15 protein-coding genes and 1 pseudogene are annotated in these 22,699 nt (G+C 57.6%); 9 read left to right on the top strand and 7 right to left on the bottom strand.

The genetic code is table 11. The features are described 5' to 3' along the window. Positions 1–144: 144 nt before the first annotated feature. Entirely contained in the window at positions 145–456 is a 312-nt protein-coding gene (locus B0E50_RS00475) for a hypothetical protein (protein ID WP_077439097.1), read from the top strand. Positions 457–687: 231 nt separating this feature from the next. Here B0E50_RS00475 and B0E50_RS00470 read toward each other — a convergent pair whose 3' ends face one another. Further along, positions 688–1,266 carry an NADPH-dependent FMN reductase gene (locus B0E50_RS00470; RefSeq protein ID WP_077439095.1) on the bottom strand — a complete coding sequence of 193 codons (579 nt, stop codon included), beginning with the start codon at positions 1,264–1,266 and terminating at the stop codon, positions 688–690. A 60-nt stretch (positions 1,267–1,326) separates the two neighbouring features. Here B0E50_RS00470 and B0E50_RS00465 point away from each other — a divergent pair, with 60 nt between their 5' ends. The 7 genes from B0E50_RS00465 (at position 1,327) to B0E50_RS00430 (ending at position 10,738) form a co-directional block, all read left to right on the top strand. Continuing rightward, positions 1,327–1,815 carry a MarR family transcriptional regulator gene (locus B0E50_RS00465; protein ID WP_168170758.1) on the top strand — a complete coding sequence of 163 codons (489 nt, stop codon included), beginning with the start codon at positions 1,327–1,329 and terminating at the stop codon, positions 1,813–1,815. Positions 1,816–2,219: 404 nt separating this feature from the next. Next, entirely contained in the window at positions 2,220–3,179 is a 960-nt protein-coding gene (locus tag B0E50_RS00460) for a DUF932 domain-containing protein (protein ID WP_077439091.1), read from the top strand. A 514-nt stretch (positions 3,180–3,693) separates the two neighbouring features. After that, positions 3,694–4,035 carry a hypothetical protein gene (locus B0E50_RS00450; protein WP_077439087.1) on the top strand — a complete coding sequence of 114 codons (342 nt, stop codon included), beginning with the start codon at positions 3,694–3,696 and terminating at the stop codon, positions 4,033–4,035. Between the two features lie 304 nt (positions 4,036–4,339). Next, a complete protein-coding gene (locus B0E50_RS00445; protein ID WP_139350693.1) occupies positions 4,340–5,500 on the top strand; it encodes a hypothetical protein in 1,161 nt (386 codons plus the stop codon). A gap of 219 nt (positions 5,501–5,719) precedes the next feature. Continuing rightward, complete coding sequence (locus tag B0E50_RS00440; protein WP_077439083.1) at positions 5,720–6,634, top strand: hypothetical protein; 915 nt, start codon at positions 5,720–5,722, stop codon at positions 6,632–6,634. Between the two features lie 1,114 nt (positions 6,635–7,748). Further along, positions 7,749–8,996 carry an SIR2 family protein gene (locus B0E50_RS00435; protein WP_077439081.1) on the top strand — a complete coding sequence of 416 codons (1,248 nt, stop codon included), beginning with the start codon at positions 7,749–7,751 and terminating at the stop codon, positions 8,994–8,996. Continuing rightward, complete coding sequence (locus B0E50_RS00430) at positions 8,993–10,738, top strand: ATP-binding protein (RefSeq protein ID WP_077439079.1); 1,746 nt, start codon at positions 8,993–8,995, stop codon at positions 10,736–10,738. The genes B0E50_RS00435 and B0E50_RS00430 overlap by 4 nt, the downstream gene beginning before the upstream one ends. A gap of 238 nt (positions 10,739–10,976) precedes the next feature. On the opposite strand, the gene B0E50_RS00425 is transcribed toward B0E50_RS00430, so the two are convergent. Beyond that, the gene (locus B0E50_RS00425; protein ID WP_139350692.1) at positions 10,977–11,555 is read right to left on the bottom strand and encodes a hypothetical protein; all 579 of its coding nucleotides are present in this window, start codon (positions 11,553–11,555) and stop codon (positions 10,977–10,979) included. A 134-nt stretch (positions 11,556–11,689) separates the two neighbouring features. Beyond that, positions 11,690–11,827, bottom strand: a pseudogene (locus tag B0E50_RS00420) (integrase core domain-containing protein); the annotation flags it as partial. A 156-nt stretch (positions 11,828–11,983) separates the two neighbouring features. Between B0E50_RS00420 and B0E50_RS00415 the strand changes: the two are divergent. Then, entirely contained in the window at positions 11,984–12,967 is a 984-nt protein-coding gene (locus B0E50_RS00415; protein WP_077439075.1) for an SOS response-associated peptidase family protein, read from the top strand. Between the two features lie 34 nt (positions 12,968–13,001). On the opposite strand, the gene B0E50_RS00410 is transcribed toward B0E50_RS00415, so the two are convergent. From B0E50_RS00410 to B0E50_RS00395, 4 genes are all read right to left on the bottom strand, one after another. Further along, positions 13,002–16,106: an AAA family ATPase gene (locus B0E50_RS00410; RefSeq protein WP_077439073.1), complete on the bottom strand. Its 3,105-nt coding sequence runs from the start codon at positions 16,104–16,106 to the stop codon at positions 13,002–13,004. Further along, complete coding sequence (locus tag B0E50_RS00405; RefSeq protein WP_077439071.1) at positions 16,099–17,859, bottom strand: hypothetical protein; 1,761 nt, start codon at positions 17,857–17,859, stop codon at positions 16,099–16,101. The genes B0E50_RS00410 and B0E50_RS00405 overlap by 8 nt, the downstream gene beginning before the upstream one ends. A 366-nt stretch (positions 17,860–18,225) precedes the next feature. After that, entirely contained in the window at positions 18,226–21,297 is a 3,072-nt protein-coding gene (locus B0E50_RS00400) for an error-prone DNA polymerase (protein WP_077439069.1), read from the bottom strand. After that, a complete protein-coding gene (locus B0E50_RS00395) occupies positions 21,294–22,697 on the bottom strand; it encodes a DNA polymerase Y family protein (RefSeq protein ID WP_077439067.1) in 1,404 nt (467 codons plus the stop codon). Before B0E50_RS00395 ends, B0E50_RS00400 begins: the two co-directional genes overlap by 4 nt. Positions 22,698–22,699 lie beyond the last annotated feature (2 nt).

Raw genomic sequence — 22,699 nt, 5'->3', positions numbered from 1 at the left:
CACCCATGGTGAACTGGATGAGACCGGCCTGATGGAGAGCGCACGAGGAAACGGAAGGCCTGAGGAGTGGATTGAGGACAACACGCCCGGGATCGAGCGGCTCTATCGCGTTCACGACTACCTGCGCACACGGGAGGCACGCACATGAAGAACTACAGCGAACGGCTGGCCGAGAACGCGGCCGCGCTCCACATGCACGGCAAGCTCATCGAGACGGTCGTGGAGATCGCATGGAACATGGCGCTCGCCCGCTTCCGGCCCAACGATAGTTACGAGTTCCACAACCTCGCGAAGAATTGGGCGGCAGAGTTCGAGGCGTTGTATGACGATCGTGTCGCTTCTTGTGAGTGGGACGAAGACTCCTGGCGCGAACGCTGCGAGTACTTCATACGGGAGAAGGTAGACGAAGTGGTACTTGCAGGACTCGGTCGAATCCTGGCGCGAGACGAGCCCTGAGTGGCGTCGGCCATCTCCGGGTGGCCGACGCCCTCTTTCGCGTCGCGCCTGATGCGGATGTCCATTCCGGTGGTGCCGTCATCTCGTTTGGCATGCCAGGAATGTCTCAGTTCGGCCATAAGCGGCCCTTCGTCATTGGCAGCTTCAGGCGAACCGGAGCTCGTACCGGCTTGGGCCAGCAACCTCGCGTCACGATGTCAGGTGCCTTGGCTGCCGAGAAAATCCGATTTCCTACCTTTGCTTCGCTTCAGGTGGTTGAATGAGTAACGCCGCCAACTCTGCGAACGCCAGTTCGACCGAGGCGAGATGACTGGCGAAGTCGCGTGCTGGTTCAACTTTCCCCTCGCGCATCATGTCGTCCGACAGTTCTAGGCCAGGCATGGTCGGTGCCACTCGCATCTTCAGGCCGTCGGCCACCTGCCGCAGTTGCGCGGCGCACTTGCCACCACCATGCCCCCCGTAGCTGACGATGATCGCTGATTTACCACGCCATTCGCGGTACAGGTGGTCAATCGCGTTCTTGAGCGCAGCAGGGTACCCCCAGTTGTACTGCGGCGCGACGAAGACGAAACCGGCACCGCCAGCAATCTTCTCGCTCCACGCGCGCGTTCTTTCAGTCGAATAACTGCCTAGCGCTGGGATTCCTGGCTCGTCGTCCAACGGCAGTGGCCAGTCGGCGAGATCCACGATCTCCACGACGAACTCGGCGCGACTTCGACCGATGTCGGCGACCCACGCGGCTATGGTAGGGCAGAGCCGTTTGGCGCGTACGCTGCCGACGATGACAAAAACAGTTGGGGGTGCAGTCATGCGTGGTCCTTTAAAGCGTGTATGATGCACGCACTTTATCCGAACCACCGAGGTATCGCAATGGCAGACCCCGCTGCAGCGAACAGCGATGACATCGATGACGTCATCGCAGCGTTGATCTGCCTTATGGGCGCGCTGAACAACCCGAGGCAAGACGACGTCTTGCTGCGCGAGGCGGGAGTATCGCTTGATCGTTCCCTCTTCCCGCTAGTCGCGCGGCTCGGTGCGCTTGGCGCGATGGGCGTGGCACAGCTCGCGGACCACGCCGGCCGCGATCACACAACCATCAGTCGCCAACTGGGAGTGCTGGAGGCGGCGGGTCTCGTTGAACGCCGTACACAGACCGACGATCGGCGCGTCCGCGAAGCGACGCTGACCGCCGAAGGCCGCCGCGTCGACCGCAGACTTGCGGCTGCCCGGCGACGCTTGGTCGGCCTGCTTTTGGTTGACTGGAGCGCTGAAGAACGTGGTGCATTCTCGCGTCTAGCGCGAAAATTCGTCGCCGGTATGACGCGCGCGCGCGACGCAAATCGAGGCAAAGAGCGCTAAGAGAACGACGGATTTGCCGCCTCGAGGTTGGCGACTCGAGTGACCGCAATGGGTCGACTTCTGCCGGTCGCAACATGCTGGGCCACCTCCCGCAGCTCTCACGGTCGTGCGTATTCTTGATGGCCAACTGTAGGACACTATTTCATATGGGTCCGCAATCAGAGCAACGCCTGCGTGTGGCCTAAGTGTCGAGACAATGGATCTGTCTGCTCTTCACGGGGCTGTTGAAGACGTTGTCTGCATCCCACGAATTACGCGCTTGACGTAGCAGACTTCGCACAAAGCAGTTCCCTGAGCTGACCGAGGCATCGAGTCAGATCACCTCTCTCTTTTCCTTCCATCACGCATAGAGCCCGGTTTCGGCCGGGCTCTATGCGTTCATCTGTCCAAAAAGGAGTTTTGTCATGCATCTCGTACAAACCATGGCCTACGTCAACGAAGTTCCCTGGCACGGCTTGGGTCAACAGCTGGCCCGCGATCAGCCGCTCGAAGTCTGGGCCGAACAGGCTGGCATGAACTGGCGTATTGAGGCGGCGGACGTGCGTTTCGCCGCATGCGATGCCGATGCCATTCGCACATTCCCTGAGCAAAAGGTCTTGTACCGCTCTGACACCAAGGCCCCGCTGGCAATCGTGTCCAAACGCTACCAGGTAGTACAGCCGGCCGAGATTTTGGAGTTCTATCGCGACCTCACGGACATCGGTGGCTTCGAACTGGAGACCGCTGGCGTCCTGAAGGAGGGCCGAAAGTTCTGGGCGCTTGCCCGTACCGGCCAGACCGTGGCGCTCAAGGGCCGCGACCGGGTCAACGGCTATCTGCTGCTAGCCACGGCCTGCGACGGCACCTTGGCCACCACAGCGCAATTCACTTCAGTTCGGGTGGTTTGCAACAACACCTTGGCCCTCGCCCTTGCAAAGGGCACGGGCGCCGTGAAGGTGCCGCACCGTAGCCAATTCGACGCCCAGGCGGTCAAGCGCCAGCTCGGCATTGCGGTGGCGTCGTGGGACGACTTCATGTTGCAGATGAAGGCGCTGTCCGAGTGCAGAGTCAATGCGAAGACAACGGAGGCCTTCCTGCAACGCGTGCTGACCTACCCGGCTGCAAACGTCACGGCGCGCGGTATGGCAGTCGTCAATGACCGCGCAGCCAAGTCAGTACAGCAGCTCCTCGCAGGAAGAGGGAAAGGCTCGAATCTGACCTCTGCGGCTGGGACGGCGTGGGGTCTGGTGAACGGCGTCACGGAGTTCGTTGATCACCATCGTCGCGCTCGCAGTGATGATCATCGCCTCGACGCGGCTTGGTTTGGCCAAGGGGCTGCCCTCAAGCAGAAGGCGTGGGAAGAGGCACTGGGGTTAGTCGTATAAGGACTGGAGGGGCGTGCTAGTCAGAAGGCGTGCACGCGAACTGCCGGTAGCGATGGCTACTTTCGTCGGCGCGTTGGCGGCACTTCGCCCTCCAACAAATCCGCAACATCTGTATCCAACACCAGTCCGAGCTTACAGAGCACAAGCAAAGATGGGTTGCCAATCGAGCGTTCTATTTGACTGACGTAAGTTCGATCAACGTCAGCGTCAAGGGCCAGTTGCTCTTGTGAGAGCTGCATAGCAGCCCTCAGCGCTCGAATGTTGAGCGCCAGTCGTTGGCGTACTTGATCGAAATCCCTTGCCATGCACGCAAGGTGCCGATTGCGCGACCATCAATCCACGGGATATATTCAACAACGATGAAGTTGTTCCACAAGAAACGCCATTCCCAATGGGGATCAAATGACAGGGGAATGCAAGACGGAGCGCTTCAAACGAACGTATCCGCTGCGTGCCGCTGTAACGAGCCCGCACCCAACATAGTCAACCATCAATTCTGCTACGGAGAAATAGCATGGACAACAACGCCATTAGCTCGATCGTCGAATGGATCTACATCGCTCTGTGTGTCTACACGTTTGTCGGCCTCCTGGGTCGCAAGCTGTTCGCCAGCACCAAGCTGGGTTCGCTCTACAAGAAGTTCGTGAATAAAACGGCTGACGGCATCATGCGCGGCAATGTCTACACCAAGTACATCACATGGCTCGTCCAGGCCGTCATTCTAATCGTGGCCATCAGCAGTGCCGATCAGGTGCTGATCCTTGCCACGGTGCTCTATAGCGTCAGCAAGATCTTCATCTATACCGACGCCAAGCATCTGCTGGCTACGCGTGCAGCGGCCACGCCGAGTGCGTAATACCCCATAACGGGTCCTTTCGGCCCTCGCATCATCCTGCCGCGCGAGATAGCTGTGGGTAGGCGGCGGCTTCGTCTCCTGGCTGGTGTTCAGTTGGTTCAACGACAACGTCAACCTCGGCAGCAGTGTGCTGGGGTTGACGGCACTGACGGTTGTGGTCGCTTCCTTTACCTGGCTGGGGGTGTGGGTAGCCGCTATGCGGGGATACCGCCTCGCCACCCAGTCGAAGGGTACGTCTGTGCCACATCGTGATCACCGAAGAATCGCAAGGCCAAGCTAAAACTAACGCAAAGGAATTCCATCCATGACAGCGCATAACCACGGTCGCCCCCAATCCGGAAGGGTGATCCTCTTGAGGGTTAGCCAGAAGGCAATCCTGCTCGGCATCGCCTCGACGTTGGCGGCATGCTCCGGAGGCAAAATAGCGGCTGTCCAGAACGCTGTCCTCCCGGCCGATCCGTCGTACAAGATCGGGCAAGCGTTTGACCATCGAAAAATCTGCACATCGACGAAGTGGGATACGGTCAAAGATGGCAGGGGTCGCACGATTATCGAGTACCGCTGCGAACTCAGCGGTGTGGCGGCTTTCTACAAGTCGCGTGACGACAAGCGGCTGTCGGACTTGCAGGGCACCATCCAGTCCCTCGAAGGCAATTACGTTGCCGGGATGAATTCGCTGCAAGCCAAGATGGCTGGCGAGCAAAAGACCTTGGCCGATCTCAACGCCGGCATCGTTGATCCTGACACTCAAGCCAGGGTCGATGCAGACAAGAAAAAGTTGCAAGACCAAACCGAGGAGCTGGCGGCACTGAAGTCCGGTGACGTGCCCTCGATCATAAGCACGACCAATCGGGTAAGCGCCAGCCTTCCCACAGATGCATTCAACGACGGCAATTTGGTCACCATCGTCGGAGATGCGAGAGATCATCTATCCCTATCGACGAAAGCCAATCCGAGTAGCCAGCCATCAGCGGCCATATCCAGAGACGAAAGCGGAATTACATCGGCAAGCCCCAATGCCGTCTACGAGCTGCAGAGCAATATCCGTTTGCTGCGGTCGGATATAGCTCAGAGCTCCGCCACCCTGGAGCAAGACAAGAGTGACCCATCCGGGATTCGTACGCTAATTGACAATGTGTCTGGCTACATTAAATCTGATCAAGACCAACTGGCGAAGGAGACGGCTGGAAAAGCGGAGTACTTCGGCAACGTCGAAAAGAACGTGGGCGCGCAGATAAAGGCGATTGATCCAAACCCGGTGACCAGAGGAGATGAGCTGTTTCAGTGGACGCTCGCCGACGACAACACGCCCGATTTAGTCTACGCGGGCGCTGAGCTAGTTCATCAAGACGGCCACACCGACGATATTGCCTACAGCTCGAATTCCGTCGAGAGAGTGGTTGGTTTAGTCATCCACAATTCTTCCATCAGCTACTCCGACTACGAGCCACAAATTGCACCTTAATCGGCGAGCCACGCATCCAACCGACGTTCCGTGCTGAGAACATCCTCAAAGCCTGGAATTTGTCGTGGTTACATTTCTGTAAATTCTCGAAAATGGCCAGCATCCATCGTCAATCGGTTGGATGCTGGCTGCTGCGATCCGCACTTCGCCGCAGCGTAGGAGCGGTGGAATTATCCCAACAAATGCCGTCTCCACGGATTATGGAAGGAACATAGCTTAATGAAAACCAGAACGCTGATTTTCCTATGCGTTGTCGCCATTTGCCTCACCGTTGCCTTCCTCGGTTACCAGGCCATCAACTCCCATTCGACTTCCTATGGCGTAACGGTCCCGGTAGACAACAGCCCTGCTACCAATGGGACCACCGACCAAGACGCTAGAGCCCAGATCACCGCTGCCCCGGCCGGCACAGTAAGCCTGCCGGTGCAATCCGCTGTGGTTCAACAGCCGGCTGCTACCACCGCAGCGGCTGACTCAGCGCAGGACATGGATCTACCTGCTGTCGAAGCCGACGGTACAGGTGTGGACGGTCATCCCCTGTCGTTCGCAACCACCGACAGCAAGGTGGCCTGGCAAATAGCTGCTAAGAACGGCTCCAAGCTTATGCTGACGGTCAACGCTATTAACCACGAAGGCTATCCGGTCTATGCGCTTACCTGTGCCAACGGCCGTTGCTCCAATGAAACACTAGGCGACCAGGGCACGGTGCAACAGGTATCGATCGCTATGACGGATGTTCGTCAAGTCGACATCAGTCGTTACAGCTATAAGTGCGATGTGATCTGTACTGACAATGCAGGCAACATCATTGGCCGTCCTTCGCCTTACCCGCCGTCGCAGTGGAGCAAGTCGGTTACTCAGCCGTTGGCTGTTTTGGCAGCCATGAAGCGTGAAAACGGTGATTCAGATATCCAGGTAAGCGGGATCAATCAGGATGGCTTTCCGATCTACGACGCCTTGTGTGGCCTTGATGGTCAGTGCCATGACTCAGCGGGGAAGCCTCAGGGTACTGTCAAACAGGTGGCTGATCAGTTGGAAGCCGTTGATCCTCAGGCTGCACTGGACTACCACCTGACGTGCGCCGTGTTTTGCTCAGACGCCCTGAGCAACGTCGTGGGTCAACCATCGCTATGAAAAGAGCTAACTTTGGCAAGCTAGGTCAATGCGTTGCCAGTGCTCGGTGTGTCAGCAGGAGAGATCGGCCCGACACGGTCCCATGCTTGCGTCTTAGGCGACCAGCGAAACAGTTCATCGAATGATCGCCTCGTATCACTTCTGGCTCGGCACGCTCGAAGTCTGGCTCTCTGCTCATGAACTTCCCCTGCGGCGTCTGGATTAACTGATTGGGGTGAGATGTCTCCATCTCTTCGGACTTTTGCTTGCCAGCATAAAACTGGTCGTCGCCAGCTCTTCGGCTGGCGACTAGGGTTACTTGTCAGCCCTTGCCTACGGCGGTCTGTAAAAAGCGCACGGCTCGCCTGTGGCCTCGCGTACGCTTTCTCTCTTGCGAGGGGCTCGGGTGTTGTCCCAGTCGCTACTCGAGCGCTAGCTTAGTATCCAGCACTGATAGTTAGAGCTTCTCTTCCCCTTCTTCTCTCCCTCCTCCCTCTCTCGTGCTCTCACCCTCCTGCCCTCTCTTTAACCCCCCTCCCCCCCAAAGCAACAGCAGAGCAAGAGCCTTCATTGAGCGGTGTGGGTCTAGCTCGGGCTATCCCCACCGACCATTTGGTCTAGCAAGAGCACAGCAGAGCAAGAGCAAGAGCAAGAGCTAATGTTTGGCAACTAACACCCCGCCGACGCCGGGTGAACTCGTCGGCATACAATAGGGTGATCAGATGTAAAAATTTACATTCGAAGAAAGTAGGACTGAAAGATTGGCCTATTCCATGCGGCAAAGGCTCAAAAGCCCGCGAGAGTTCATGCTCCATGCGTGCACCAGATCGAACGCTCCGATCGACGATGACCCGCCAGCGGACCAGCTTGCTTAGCTGAAGGTCCACGTCGACCGGCCGAAACCGACCGATTCTGTTGAAAAACTCGCTTCGAAAATTTGAGCTCGTCTGAAGCGTGAAAAATCGACCGCGACTGTATGACACCGCGTTTGCCCCTTTCCGCGCGCGCATCTGGTCTCGCACCTTTTGATGACAACGCGGCAGACCCGCCGCTTGTCCGGAGCCCGTTCGCCGTTTGCGGTCATGGGGCTATTCTAGAGGCGAGCATCACTTGAATGCCCATGAGGGGGAAATGAATGAGCACTCCAGAATCTTTCGCGGCGCCTGCAACGAAGTCGGCACTCGCGGCGCCATCGGCACCTCCGCCGCCGATCCGAATGAGCGGAGCCTCAACAGGCGGCAACTGGGTCGACGTTGCTCGCATTGAAGACGCGGAGCCTGCCGATGCGGCTGACAAAGCGCGACAAGAGCACCGTCGACGGATCAAGCAAGCGCTGGGCGCTGTGCTGGGAAGCGAGCAACTTGTAGCCTTAATTGGCCTCGGAGCGTCTGCTGCCGTTGGTGGCCCGAAGATGAGTGACCTTTGGAAAAAGGTTCGGGACAAGGACACGAAGAGTTTTGCCGCGATCCAGGTGAAAGTCGGTGACACTACCCCCCTCACGGGCACAGGTGATATCGAAGCACTCCTCTCAAAGTGCCAGGTGCTTGCAAATACCCCTGTTGGCCCCGATGCGACAGTGGGACCATTCATTGCAAGTGCCGAGAAGATCATTGCTGACGCATGCCATGGCTATGTGGATACGGCCGATTTATCCAGCCACGAGCACCTCCTACGCATCCTCGCGCGACGCCCCCAGGGCAAGCCACGCACGCGCATTTTTACAACTAACTATGACCTTTGCATCGAACGCGCGGCAGCAAACAGTGGAGCAATCATCGTGGACGGCTTCGGGCGCGAGTCGATCCCGATCTTCGATGGGACAAACTTCGACATTGACTTCGTACGGCGTCGCATTGAGTCAAAGGGACCAGAGTTCATCGACGGCGTTGTCCTTCTGGCAAAGTTGCACGGCTCTGTTGACTGGGCTATCGAGCGCAATCAGATAGTCCGAAGGGATCGACCAACGGCGCCGGTGATCATCTATCCCCGTAGCGACAAATTTGAGCTCACCTATCGTCAGCCGTTTCTGGAAATGATGTCGCAGTTCCAGTCGGCATTGAGACAACCGAGCCTCGGGCTCTTGGTAGTCGGCTTCGGCTTTGCGGATGCTCATCTATCTGAAATGATTCTTTCCGCCGTCAAGCGAAATCTTTCCTTGCGCGTTGTCGTTGCGACGTTGCAATGCGAACAACACTGCGATCCCGCCAGCGAGTGGGCCTATCGGCCAAAGATCCACTTGCTGCAGCAGCTGGTCGCGCAGGGAGATTCCCGCATCACACTGCTGGACTTGTCATTCTTTAGCTTCGTACGCCTGTTGCCCGATATCGGCACAGAAACCGAAGAGGACAAACTTCGATCAGTGCTGAGGAAGCTCATTACATGACCGTGATCGGTGCCAAGGAAAATGTCCTTGATCCCAATCGCCACGTTGGCGTCGTGTCTTCGGTCTTTCCAGCCCGAGCCTTCGTCAACTTAGGCGACGAGACTGCAAGGTCTGGAACATCGCTGTACGGACACCCACTCGGCACGGGGCAGGTTGGCGAATTTGTCCTAATTGATTGCGACAAGACGGCCGTCATCGGGCGCGTTTCGGCTGTAAGGCTGATTGAAAGAGATCGCCTTGTAATCAAGCCATCCTTCGACGCCGAGAGGTTCGTCGACCCTATCGGTGAAGTTGATTTACTTGCGACCGTTGATCGAGAAAGTGGACGTATTTATCCCGGCATTGCGGTCAGACCAAGGCTAGGGGCTCACGTGTACTCCCCCGCGCCAGACCTGATGTCTGCGCTGGTGGCAGATGCGGCTCACGGCGCGGCTGATGGAAGTGCGAAGCTCAGTCTTGGGGTTGTCACGTCACTTCAAGACGCTTCCGTAGCGGTTACGCCGGAGCGCCTCTTTGGGCGGCACTGCGCGATCCTGGGAGCTACGGGCGGTGGCAAGAGCTACACCATTGCGAAGCTAATTGAAGAGAGTGGCAAGTACAGCTGCAAGATCATCCTGGTCGACGCGACCGGCGAATTTTATCCTCTGGGAGAACTCGCAGAGCATGTCTCGCTTGGGAAGCCGCTTCATGGGGAAACGGAAGTTCATCTGCCATACTCAGCGCTTGAGGAGCAAGACTTATATGGGCTATTCCAGCCCTCCGGAAAAGTTCAAGGTCCAAAGCTGCGCGAGGCCATTTACAGCCTGCGCATCGCCCATATCCTGACCACTGACAAGTCGGCACCTATTGTGGCGTTGAAGACGGCGATGACGACCAATGGGCTTCTGCTGCCCAACGGCCTCATCGCGAAGGCGGACTTGCCAAGAAAGCCTTTCGACGATGCGCTCAACACACTCCGCAGCGCAATTGAGGCGCCGGATGCTTTGTTCGACGTGCGGCTCTTGGCTACGCAAATTGTAAGTGAGTGCATTTGGCCTACGTCATTTAAGAAAGCGGGTTGCTACGGGCTCGGTGATGGAAACGAAGCTTACTGCGCTCCGCTCGTTGCTCGGATCAACGCAGTTCTTGCTGGGCCGGACCTCCGGGTCATTTTCGAGCCGACCGGTCCGAGCTTGCTAAGCGAGATTGAGGAGTTCCTTGCGGGCAAACATCGTGTACTGAGAATTTCCCTGGCTTCCGTGCCATATGGCTTCAATGCTCGCGAGATCGTTGCGAACGCCATTGGCCGCCGATTGCTCATGTTCGGTCGCGCGCAACGGTTCAAGAAGCAACCAGTTACTGTGTTTCTAGATGAAGCTCACAACTTCCTGAACCGGAAGATCGGTGACGACGACGCTTCGGTTCGTTTGGATGCGTTCGACCAGATTGCGAAGGAAGGACGAAAGCACTGGCTTACAATCTGCCTTGCGACCCAGCGCCCTCGCGATTTGCCGGAGGGTGTGCTCAGCCAAATGGGAACGATGATCGTGCATCGACTGATCAACGACCGGGATCGCGACGTCGTAGAGCGCGCGTGTGGGGAGATTGACCGGGCGGCAGTGGCGTTCCTACCGACACTTGCTCCCGGTCAGGCCGCGTTTGTCGGCGTAGACTTTCCTTTTCCGTTGACGGTATCCATTGACAAGCCAAACAATCCACCAGATTCGCGTGGTCCCGACTATCAGGCATCTTGGAAATTGTAGGAAAAGGCGCTAATTCGACGACAGGCTCGTGACCGAAGTTCGTGCTGGGTGGAAGCTTTTGGCTGTTGCCGACCTTTGCTGACACGACCGTACCCGGTCATGATCGATCGGCAAAAGTCACCCAAAGCAGACGTGAGACCACATCCTGATCAGCGTGAGGGAACCGGCTGGGATCGGCCAAGAGCGGACGATAACGCTTGGACTAAGCAGCGCCCGCGGCGTCGGATCGGATAAATTGTTACGTTTCACTCTTTGGCCTTCCGGCTCCGAACAAGAACGGCCTTATTTCTTCAACGATCACCGTCTTGATATCTTCGGCGCTTGCACCTCTTGCGACTTCAATGGCGACGACATCATCGACAAGGGCAGCCGTATTCGTTACATACTTTTTGGCACGGGCGAAAGTTTTCTGCCTTCTTGCCTCAGCACCTTTGGGAAGGACGAACACAACCAATAGATTGTCAATTCTGCAGCGCGTTCCATCCCTGAGGTCAACGAAGATCCCTGTACTTATCTTTGTCAAGAAAGCCTTTCCCAGAGGATTGGCTTTGACTTGGGACGTTGCGTCCTCTGACTGAATCACCACACCAAACATCAAGTGGGTGGTTTGCGTCGGTTGTCTTCCGTCACCGCCATTCACGGGGCGCCAGGCAACTAGAGTGCCATCTGACTCCATCACCTTCATCCATCTGTACTTTCCAGACGAGTACAGCGGAGTGTAGAGAGAGTTGCTGGTTGCCTTTTCACACTTCAATGCTTCTTGGTTATCAATTGAGAGAACCGCATCACGCAGTCTGGTTGTGAAACGCGTACCCATGCAATCTCCTCTGAAACATCGAGACTCGTTGAGGCCAAGGGCAGAGCAATACAAACTTGTCGACCTAGGGACGCCTTGATCGGTCCGGCCGACGTCCCCCCGCTTTGAGTAGCGGGACGGTTTAGAGTCCGGTGTCACTTTAACTGTTTCGCGTAGGCGGCGGGTGTCAGCCCGCCCAACGCCTTCTTCGGTCGCTCTTCGTTGTATTCCCGCCGCCAGCGTTCGATCTCGGCGCGCGCGTGAAACAGGCTGGGGAACCAGTGCTCGTTGAGGGGCGCTGATCATGATCGGCCGGTACTACTGATCAACTTGATCGATGTGCGAACGCTCCATGTCCCCTCTCTTTTTTTGCCCGAGGCGCTGATGCTTTTGCTACCTTGGGATGGAATACAACATGCTCAGCACGGTCACTTCAATCAGGATCCAAAATGTGTTATTCAGCGCAAATCTGGGCGGACTTCAGGAAATACGAGCGCATTGGCGGAAAGCTCAACATCAAGGAATTCACGAAGCTCGCGGGCTGGACTAAGAAGAAAGGCAACTGGGTGAAGGTTGTCCCGAAGGCGATGAGGCGCGCCATGATGGACGAAACGAGTGGCGTGTTGGATATTGGCACGGTCGAGATCGCGCGCGAGGCTGAAACTGAGGCAATCGCCTTGATTGCCTCAGAGATCGGCGTCCAGGAAGCGCGCCTCGTCGAGGCGAACGCCAAGCTCGCGTCAAGCAAGCCGACCAAAAAGGCCGAGAACGACCGCCGCGTCGCAACAAACAAGATCGAGGCAGGAAGGAAGAAACTGGAAGACTTAGCGTTACCAGCATCGGCCGATGGCATCGACAGGATCTGGCCTGGTCACTTTGCTCCGGTGATGATTCGTGATCCTGAAACGGGCGGTCGTATGGTCGTCCCGATGCGCTACCGTTGTCGCCTGCCCGGCTGGACAGAAGCCGATGAGATCGAGAAACCAGGCACGTACAACGCGCGGCGCGACAAGCTTTCGACCGTATGGCGCAAGGTGTTCGGCTACGGCCACGGCATCATGATCGTGGATCGATTCTACGAAAGCGTGTATCTCCACAATCTACAGCAACGACCGCTGGTGCCAGGTGAGCGCGAGCAAAGCGTTGAGATCCTCTTCTCCCCATCGACTGATGAGAGTCTTTTCCTTGCCTGTCTCTGGACTTATGTCGAGCCAGCGGGTGACGATCCGGGGTTCTACACATTCGCCGCGATCACCGATGATCCACCCTTTGAAGTGATTGAAGCTGGCCACGACCGGTGTCCCGTTCCAATTCAGGAAGAGGACGTCGACGCATGGCTCCATCCAAGTCCGAATGACTACGAGACCTTGTACGCGATCCTCGACCGGCGCGTGCGGCCGTATTACGAACATCAACTGGTGCAGCAGTATTAGATCGGTGCTTCCTACCGCGACAATGGCGATACAGCTACGCTCGCCTCGAAAGCAATATCTGCTTGAATCGATCTTGTCCAAGGAATTCGAACTTCTTCTGGAAAAGAGCGGCAACTCTTGTGTCTGCGGTGGCAAAGAAAATCTGTTTGCGTTCACTTACTGCCAGGTCGCGGAGATAGTCGAAGAAAGACAAAACATTTAGGTCATCGACGTGCGCAACCGGGTCATCAATCAACATGATCGGCGGCGCGCGCTCCGCACTCTGGTTAAGGGAAAGAAAGATTGACAGCGCAAGGGCTGCGCGCTGACCCGTGCTGACTTGATTGGCATTGCGCGGTTCTTTGCCATCCCTCGTGACAAGTATGGAATCGCCGTGAAAGTCCCCAAGATCGTACTCGGACGGCGTGTGGATCCTCTCGAAGACGTAGCTCACTTGCTTCCGAATGGAGTTGAGTGCGTCGCGAGTTGCCTCTTCCAAGGAATAGTCTTTCCTGATGCCGCGAAGAACCTCTTCTACTTTGGCAAAGCGCTCCCGCTTTGACGTAGCGTCCTCAACTTGCAAGGCTACTCGCTGCAACTCCTGTGACCTTTTGCTCAGTTCATCCCGAGCGTTACTTTCGTTGGCTTCAGCGTGTTGAGCACGATCGAGCGCTTCGATGGCCTCGTCAATCGCCGATTGTATCGTGTCAAAGGATTTGTCGTCGGGAACATCGATCTTTGCCGCATCCTCTATGAACTTAATGGAAGCATCGACGAGAGTTCGTGCCCGATCTACTGCTGAGACCAGTCCATCTGGCGTAGATGTCTTAGGTGTGACTATTCCAAGCCCTTCGACGATGGAATAAGCGCGGCTCGTGTTTTCTGCCATGGAATCTTGCAAGGTCGAGATCAAGTGCATCTTAGCCTTCAGCTTGCCGTCCCACTCTTCGATAGATTTCTTAAGGTCATCCGCGTCGAATGGCTCCTTATCCCGACCAAGTAGAGACACGGCAGCAACGTGGCTATTGTCATAGCCAACCAGATCTAGGCCAAGCTGATCGAGAGATTCAATTGCAGACTGCAGCTGATCCTGTTCGGTGGCGAGAGCATTCAATTTGTCGCGGGCGGTCGACAGCTGTTCCCTAAGTTGGGTGACTGTCGCCGACTCCGGCGCGCCGCTGGAAACTGCATACCTGCCTAAAGACTTGATCGCTGCGATGACCTTGCGATCGCGGATTGCGCGCTGCCGGAATTCCTGGATTGCGAGACGCAATCCCTCGTTAACGGAGGGGTCTTCGCTGGCGTCAAGTGCGTCGATCTTCCGCACCAACTCATCATGATCATGAAAGGTGCCGCAGACAGGACAATGAGCCGAGTCACCAGCTCGTTGAATGACAGCGCTCGCGATGGCGCGCAGTTCGCTTTTCAAGGACTGGAGGGATTGACCCGTCTGTTCACGCTGGCTGAGGCTCTCTACCCCCTTTTGCTCCTGCGCCTGAGCCGAGGACAGACTTTCCTCTGCAACTCTCAGTGCATCGCTGATAGTGCACGAGACGTAGTCCGGAGGAAACATAGGGATGGAATCAACCGTCAGGCCGCCAAGAGAGGACTGTATCGCGTCGATCTGGTCTGTCACGCGATTCATTGAAGCAATGAGACCAGGAGCACCTGCCTCGCAGTACCGGTTCCACTGCTGGAGTGACTGGATTGTCTCCCGGCACGAATTGGCCTCTGATTGCCTTGATTCCAGATCTTCATTGAGCACTCCTTGGCGCTGGTGAAGATCACGAAGTCTCGCAAGGGCCGTATCAAGCGCCTTGAGCCTTGCGCGAAGCGCCTTAGCAGTTGGAGAGGTGATTGAGGGAACCGCCAGTGCCTGCCGGAATCCGCGTGACAGCCCTTCCAGACGGGCGCGATCCAATCCGTCAATGGGAGCAGTCGAATCTCCAAGCTCCCACTTCGCCCCGAGAGCCTTCAGGCTGGCGCGGTAGGTCTTGGTGAGCGATGTAGCCTGCGATGGCACTTCTCGTAGCCGCTTCACCTCAGTGCCAAGAAGTTCAGTTTGTTTGACCAATGACGGGAGACGCTCATCCAGGGATCGAAGGTTGGCGACAGCGTCATCGTGCAACTTGGTGAGGTAGGCCCAGAGGGCCGATGTTTCAGGACCTACCAAAAGGCGACTTAGGTCGTCTTTGATCTTCTCTGGATCTTTCTCGCTGGAAAGTCGAAATGCAGCGTCGGTATCGAGAAAATTAAATCGGGTAAAACCTCCCGAAATCATACTTGCCTGGAAGTCTGAGCGTCCGTACCAGGCGAGATTGCGCGCTTTGATCGTCGCAGTGGCTGTTGAGCCCTTGACGTCTTCAATCTTACCGTCAGGCATCCGAACCTTGGCCCGTAGCCCGCTGAACGTAGCAGCAGGATCCCGACTGACGCGGCCGCAATAGAGCGCTTCGATCAGTTCGAGCAAAGATGTCTTGCCCGAGCCATTCTGACCCACGATCAAATTGACGTCGCCAAAAAAAAATTCAGAATCGCAGGTCGTCGCCCTGAACTTGCCAACCCGCAAGCTATGCAAGACCCCGGCTCCGAGCGGATCAATCGACTCGGCCGACGCCTTGGGAGGAGTCGCCCTCGCAACGAAGGCGTCTCCACTTTCGATCAGCCGAATCATCTGCGCTCTAGGTTTTTGCTCAAGTACGGAACCAAGAGATGCCAGTTGAAGCTGATCTGACCATTTCGTGCGAACGTCGTCGCTGATGACAGTCTTTGGGCGGCTCTCGGAAAGATCATCTATGCGAGTCAGGAGATCGTCCTCGGCCAAGACGAATTTTCTGGCAAAATGCCGATCTCGTTCAATACGCGACTTGGCCTCTGAAAAGCCTGCCTGCGCTTTGGAATTAGGCCCTGCCCAGAAGTATAGGTAGCTATTCCAGCGCTGATCCCCATCTCCCTCGAAGAAGTCCTTTCCTAGGAGGCCTTCCTGGAAGATTGAGAGATTTTGTGAGCGCGCGATGATGTCATCTGATAGGTCGACATAAGCACTAGCGAATTTCTTGTCGAAGTACCGGCGTTCACCACGCAATACTCCATTGCCTAGATCAACAACGTGCGCCAGCTTGCTGCGCACCCGTTCGCGGATCGTGTCGACGTTAGCCATGATCGGGCTCCGGGTCGTCCAAAGGGTGAATTGCGGCAATATCGGTCATTTCCAGATTTGCTTCGTCGATGCGGGTGAGGGCTTCAATCTGTACGAACTGAATCTGTCCATGTTCCCGGCGAACGATACACAGGCGCTTCTGGTGTCGGCTGCCCGCTTTGCGCAGGAGCTCATAGAGCTTGTCCGCCCTGTTGGTAATTTGTTTGGGTGTGTGTGTGTCGTCGAGATAGACGATTAATGTTGGCTTCTCGTCGACTGTGCGGACATTGAAGTTCCGATCTTGCATCGACCATTGCACGGTCGAGTTAGCGTCAACGCCTGCAACTTGCTTGGGCCATTCGGGGTGATTTTTGAGTAGATAGTGAATTTCTGAAATAACAGAGATTCTTAGGTGTCGAAAATTATCGCCTTGATCGTCTTGGACGACACTGATACGGCGAACCACCTCATCCTGTTCAAGGATGCAGGAATCGATGTTTTCGAGAGAGTGCCAAGTCTCTGATGCCGAAATCTTTCCTGCGCTCAGCGCTAGAACGCGCTCGACTGCGAGAGGATCGTTCGCCCCTAAAACACCTGCCAAGGCTATCTTGGCATTTTGGTGGTTGACCAAATATTCATTGAATCCATCTTTCGGCGGATTTTCTTCACTCATCCAAGATTTGGTTCCGGTGTTCCACGTATAGCGCCCTACCATGATCGGGCCATTGTGGTTAGCCATCTGTGCTGCTGCCACGCATATAAGCTTTGGAACGAGAAGCTTGAACACCGCCTCTTCATTGTGAAAGCGAAGGGCGTGACGACGTTCTTCCATGTAGGTGTAGTACAGACCCAAATTGTGATTTGGTCTGACGATCTGGTCTGCTGATGAACACTTATTTTTGGGGCAGTACCAAGTGGATGCCGAAATGTTGTTCCAAGGCTTCGGCTTGCCTCCCTCGGCATCGACCTCCTCGACCAAGTGCGCCCAATTCAGGCAAACGATGTGGCAGTTCGTTGCATCCGCGTCCGTCTGGAAGGTCTTTGTTCGGTACTGCCGATAGAGACGGTGCGTGGGACTGGGGTTGAGTTGAATGTGTATAAGCGTCGATTGATAGTTGAGCTGGCCTAGCACTGGCTCGATATCGAGCGCATCCGAACAGATAATGGTTGCGGCAAATAAGTGGCCTGAGGTGCCTGCAAATTTGTAGATCTGCGTGCCTTTGCGAAGCAGCGATTCCTCGAAGAAAAAGTCGTCCCTTGATGGGTACGTCTTGAATTGAATGAGTGCCACCAGCTGTAGGGTTTGATCTTGCTTCTTCGTGTGAAATAGCAAAGTGACGGGATCGAGAAGCGTGCGGTCTTGTGCCAAGTTCTCCCACGGCTCATGCAGTACCAGGCAATGCTCAGCAATCTCCTGTTTGAACCGCTCAAGCTCGTCCTGTGTGGTGCTTTCACTACCGATCACCCATAGCGCATCCAAAGGCGGGGTGACGCCATCTGTGATCGCTTCCTTTAGCGCGCTCCACGGAAAGTAGTATTCCGGCGTGATTGCGAGATGTCCGTGTTCTTCGCATGCAAGCTCTAGAAAGCGCCTTCCTTTTGCTGCGGCCGCCGCGACATCGGCAGGGCCGATCCGTTGGCCGTTCGCGAGTATGGGGCTGCAGGGCTGCATTAAAAGCGCGGTGTACCGATGCTCGTTTGGTCGCAAGAACTCCAAGTCAGGCGGCGCGAGTCCATGCTCGTGCAGTTTCTCAGCAACACTCTTTATTAGCATCTGAGGTCATCCCTGCTACTTGCCACGGACAAGGAATCGACGGAGCAAGTACCTAGCGCCAGTCGGTCTGCCTGAGAAGGCATTCCTTCGTTCCCCCAACGATACGTGATTCTGGTTGGCCTGTGGCGCGCTCCTAACGCCTTTGCTGCCTGCAGCAGTCCCTGCTTAAGGAAGATTTCCGGAATTGGGAGGGGCTTAAGCGCTTAGCCAATGCCAGCTTCTGGCGGTTGCGGTCGTTGGGCTTGAAAATGATCGGTGTGCCGACGAGCTGATCACAGACGTTCGGTTCAGCTGATCGCATTCAGCGTTTTGCGCAACTGCGGCGTATTGTTCATTTCAGTCATCAACCGCAATGCCAGCGATATCTCAATGAAAGTCACGCGACCGCACGTCCAGCCCTCCGAGCAGCTCGCTCATGTCGAGCAGGCGACTGGCAATCAAATGACATACGCCATCGACCGTCTCCCAACGCCCGTCGATTCCCAGCAGTTCCGATTCCAACAACACGCGCCGGTGGGTTTCGGCGACATCGCGCCAGACGACGACGTTGACCATGCCGTGTTCATCTTCCATCGTCAGGAACGTGACCCCACTGGCCGTCTGTGGTCGCTGGCGCATCGTGACGACACCCGCAACGCGCGCATAGCTGTTGTGAGGGCGCTTCCGCAGTGTTCGTGAGTCGGTGCACCGAGCCGCGCGCAACCGATCTCTGATCTGCGCTATGGGGTGCACGCCCAACGTCAGCCCGGTTCGCGCGTAGTCCGCTAGCGTGTCCTCGGCCTGCGTCGGGGTCGGCAACGCCACCTCGATCTCCACCGGACTGACGTTACCGAAGAGCGGCAGTTGCTTTTCCACCCCCGCGATCTCCCAGTGCGCGTGGTGCCGGTGCCGCGACAGACCCCGCAAGGCGCTGGCCTGTGCCAGTAAGTCCTGATGACGCTTGTCTACGGCCGCACGCGCGCAGAGATCCGCGATGTCGGCAAATGGCTGCTTTGCGCGGGCTGCCATGATCCGCCGTGCGGCTTCTTCACTGAACCCACGCACCTGGCGCAAACCAAGCTGGATAGCGGGCGGTCCATCGTGCTGTGTGACCAGTGTGTTGTCCCAATCGCTCGCTCGCACTTCGATAGGGAAGACGTCGATGTCATGGCGCCGGGCGTCTTGCACGATCTGGCTCGGTGCATAGAAGCCCATGGGCTGACTGTTCAGCAGTGCGCAGGTAAAGGCCGCCGGCTCGTGACATTTCAGCCAACAGCTCGCATAGACGATGCCCGCGAAACTGGCGGCGTGTGATTCTGGGAAACCATAGGATCCGAAGCCCTTGATCTGTTCGAACAGCTTCTCGGCAAAGGCGGTCGTGTAACCGCGATCGGTCATGCCGATCAAGATGCGTTCGCGATGTTTCTCCAAACCGCCACGCCGCTTCCAGGCAGCCATGTCGCGTCTGAGTCCATCCGCCTCCCCGGCCGTGTAGCCTGCCGCGATCATGGCCAGCTTCATCACCTGTTCTTGAAAGAGCGGCACACCCAGCGTGCGCTCGAACACTTCCTTCAACTCTTCCGATGGGTAGTTGACGGGTTCCTCGCCGCGCCGTCTCCGCAGATACGGGTGCACCATATCGCCCTGGATGGGGCCAGGTCGAACGATCGCGACTTGCACCACCAGATCGAAGAAGTTCTCCGGCCGGTGGCGCGGCAGCATGGCCATCTGCGCGCGCGACTCGATTTGAAAAACGCCGATCGTGTCCGCCCGCTGGATCATCGCGTAGGTGTCGGGATCTTCGGGTGGCAATGTGGCCATCGAGTAATCCTGTCCGCGTTGGTCGCGCAGCATGTTCAGGCATTTCTGCACGCACGTAAGCATGCCCAGTGCCAGACAATCGACCTTCAACAGATTCATGGTGTCGAGGTCATCCTTGTCCCACTCGATAATCGTGCGATCGGGCATGGCGGCGTTCTCCACCGGCACCAGTTCGCTCAATGGCGCATCGGAGATCACGAAACCGCCGACGTGCTGCGACAGGTGACGCGGCATGTCCAGAATCTCGGCCGTGAGCTTGATGATCCGTCGGATAACCGCGCTTTCAGGATCGAATCCACGTTCGCGCAACCGCTCATCGAGTGACTCATCGCCGTCCCACCACGCGAACACCTGGCTCAACTTATCGACCTGATCCAGCGGCAGCCCCATGGCCTTGGCCACGTCACGTACCGCGCTCTTGCCGCGGTAGCAGATGACGGTCGCCGCCAGAGCAGCTCGTTCCCGCCCGTATTTCCGATAGATGTACTGGATGACCTCCTCGCGACGTTCGTGCTCGAAGTCGATGTCGATGTCCGGTGGCTCGTTGCGCTCCTTGGAGATGAACCGCTCGACCAGCAGGCTCATCTTCATCGGGTCGACCTCAGTCACGCCGAGCGCGAAGCAAACCGATGAGTTCGCCGCCGAGCCTCGACCTTGGCAAAGAATTCCCTGGCTACGTGCGAAACGCACAATGTCGTGCACGGTGAGGAAATAGGGCTCGTAGCCCAGCGACTCGATCAACCCCAGTTCGTGCTCTAACTGCTTGTTCACCTTCTCTGACACGCCTTCCGGCCAGCGCCATCGCGCACCCTCCCCCACCAGCTGGCGCAACCAGCTGGTGGGGGTATGGCCCTCCGGGACGAGTTCCGCCGGATAGCGGTAGCGCAGTTCGTCGAGCGTGAAGGTGCATCGTGCGGCGATCCGGGCACTCTCTTCGAGCAAGGCCTCGGGGTAGAGCTTGGCGAGTACATGCCGGCGACGCAGATGTCGTTCGCCATTGCGTGCGATCAATCCGCCCGCTTCGGCAATCGGCAAGCGATGCCGGATCGCCGTGAGTGTGTGCTGCAAGGCCAGCCGTCGCCGGACGTGCATGTGTACGTCGCCCGCCGCCACCAGCGGCAAGCCGACCTCGCGGCCGATCGCTTCCAGTTCACGTACGCGCCGCGCGTCGTTCGGTCCACGATGCAGCTCCACGGCCAGCCACGCGCGATCGCCGAACGTCTGTCGCACCCAGCGACCGTGGTCCATGTCGACGACCAAGTCAGGCGCCCACAGGACCAACGTGCCCGGCAGGCCGCTGGCCACGTCGACACGGGTCAGGCGATAGGTGCCCTTCTCGGAGGCGCGCCGCCCCATGGTGATGAGACCGCACAGCGACGTGTAGCCTTCCTTGGTTTCGCACAGCACGACGATCTTCGGGCCGTCGTCGAGCTGGATCTCCGAACCGACGATCAACGGCACGCCTGTATTACGCGAGGCTTCCAGCGCGCGAACGATGCCGGCGAGTGAACACTCGTCGGTGATCGCCAGGGCGGCATAGCCACACGTCTTCGTACGCTCGAACAGTTCGCGTGCACTGGATGCGCCGCAGCCGAACGAGAAGCTCGACAGGCAGTGGAGTTCCGCGTAGGCCGTCATGCGAACCATCCGTGGATCATCCAGCCGGTTTGTTCGTCGGGCGCGCAGAACGCCCAGGCTTCCTGCCCCAGCGAGGTCTCGATGACGTAGTAATCGCGGCAGACTTCACCCCCATCCCACCAGCCAGTTTCCAGACGCTCAGGACCGGCCAGGATGATCGGGTTGCCGCCACGCAAGGGAATGGGACGTGGAAGCAGCCATGTGGGGCGTGGGTGCGGCTCGATCGGGACTTCATCGTGCGTAGCCTCGCGCTGTGCACGCTCAGGCCGGGGGTCCTGTGTGCTGCCCAGTCGATAAACCGCGCCATCCCCCAGCCGCGCGCGCAGTCGTTCGCGCACCTGCTCGATGGGCAACGCATTCGCCGGCCGCTCGTCGAACAGATCACGTCCCGCGGGCACGAACGCCGGCAGATCGCGGGCGATCAGGCGGAGCGCTAGCACCGGCTCAGGTAGCGTCAGGTGTTCCAGTCGGCCCCGTGCGAACTCGAACAACAGAGCACCGTCGCGCTCCGAGGCCAGCAAGCCCACGGGCATATCGGTGAAGCGACCTTCGCGATGCTCCAGGCGCAGCAGGAAGCGCTGCACCCCGCCATCGCGACCAGCTAGGTACGCAGCCAAGTCATCCACCATGCGCCGCACCGGGAAGATCAGCGCCGATTGGTTCTCGACCTCGTGGAGCAACTCGATGCGCAGATCGAACGTGTCCGGCGGCCGATACAACGCCAGGCCGGACGGTAGGTCGCCGGTCAGGCGGTCCAGTGACGCCAACAGTTCCGCGCCGAAGCGTCGACGCAGTCCATCGCGCGGCAACGCCAGCACTTGACCCAAGGTGCGGATACCCATGCATGGCAGCGCGGCGATGGCATTCGCGGGTAATCGGCTCTTCGCAATCGGCACACGTTGCAGGGCGTTGCGCAGCGTGCCCGATGACAGCACCGCTTGCCCATCGGACACCATCGTCAGCACATACGCGGCGTGAGCCGTCGGCGCGGCCGCCATGCGATGACGGAATCCTAGGTCGGTGAAGTCCGCCCTTAGCATGGATTCAAGCCGTGGCCACGGCCCGAACAAGCCCATGCTTTTGCTGACCTCCAGCACGATCGCATGCGGCAGCAGGCTGACCTCGGAGCTGTAACGGTAAGCCACAGCGGCCAGAAACTTGTGCCACCGCCCTACCGAATCGCGGTCATAGGGGATCACTTCGAACTGCGACAACAGCGCCTGCGCGGCGCTCAGTCGTTGCCCAACGTGCAAGCCTGCTGCTCGGGCGGTTTCATTGGCCGAAACAATCGTGCGCGCGTTGACCGGCCCGTCGACGAGTACCAACGGCCCCTCCGTAGGACGGCGTCGGATAATTCCGTCCAGCGCAAGACTTGGCAGGTAGATGCAGGTCCAAAGCATGT

Source organism: Rhodanobacter sp. C01 (genome assembly GCF_002001045.1).
Lineage (GTDB): Bacteria > Pseudomonadota > Gammaproteobacteria > Xanthomonadales > Rhodanobacteraceae > Rhodanobacter.
This window is presented reverse-complemented; position numbering and strand designations above follow the sequence as displayed.

Coding starts and splice junctions, on each gene's coding strand:
- B0E50_RS00475 (WP_077439097.1), top strand. CDS start 145: ATGAAGAACTACAGCGAACGGCTGGCCGAGAACGCGGCCGCGCTCCAC.
- B0E50_RS00470 (WP_077439095.1), bottom strand. CDS start 1,266: ATGACTGCACCCCCAACTGTTTTTGTCATCGTCGGCAGCGTACGCGCC.
- B0E50_RS00465 (WP_168170758.1), top strand. CDS start 1,327: ATGGCAGACCCCGCTGCAGCGAACAGCGATGACATCGATGACGTCATC.
- B0E50_RS00460 (WP_077439091.1), top strand. CDS start 2,220: ATGCATCTCGTACAAACCATGGCCTACGTCAACGAAGTTCCCTGGCAC.
- B0E50_RS00450 (WP_077439087.1), top strand. CDS start 3,694: ATGGACAACAACGCCATTAGCTCGATCGTCGAATGGATCTACATCGCT.
- B0E50_RS00445 (WP_139350693.1), top strand. CDS start 4,340: ATGACAGCGCATAACCACGGTCGCCCCCAATCCGGAAGGGTGATCCTC.
- B0E50_RS00440 (WP_077439083.1), top strand. CDS start 5,720: ATGAAAACCAGAACGCTGATTTTCCTATGCGTTGTCGCCATTTGCCTC.
- B0E50_RS00435 (WP_077439081.1), top strand. CDS start 7,749: ATGAGCACTCCAGAATCTTTCGCGGCGCCTGCAACGAAGTCGGCACTC.
- B0E50_RS00430 (WP_077439079.1), top strand. CDS start 8,993: ATGACCGTGATCGGTGCCAAGGAAAATGTCCTTGATCCCAATCGCCAC.
- B0E50_RS00425 (WP_139350692.1), bottom strand. CDS start 11,555: ATGGGTACGCGTTTCACAACCAGACTGCGTGATGCGGTTCTCTCAATT.
- B0E50_RS00415 (WP_077439075.1), top strand. CDS start 11,984: ATGTGTTATTCAGCGCAAATCTGGGCGGACTTCAGGAAATACGAGCGC.
- B0E50_RS00410 (WP_077439073.1), bottom strand. CDS start 16,106: ATGGCTAACGTCGACACGATCCGCGAACGGGTGCGCAGCAAGCTGGCG.
- B0E50_RS00405 (WP_077439071.1), bottom strand. CDS start 17,859: ATGCTAATAAAGAGTGTTGCTGAGAAACTGCACGAGCATGGACTCGCG.
- B0E50_RS00400 (WP_077439069.1), bottom strand. CDS start 21,297: ATGACGGCCTACGCGGAACTCCACTGCCTGTCGAGCTTCTCGTTCGGC.
- B0E50_RS00395 (WP_077439067.1), bottom strand. CDS start 22,697: ATGCTTTGGACCTGCATCTACCTGCCAAGTCTTGCGCTGGACGGAATT.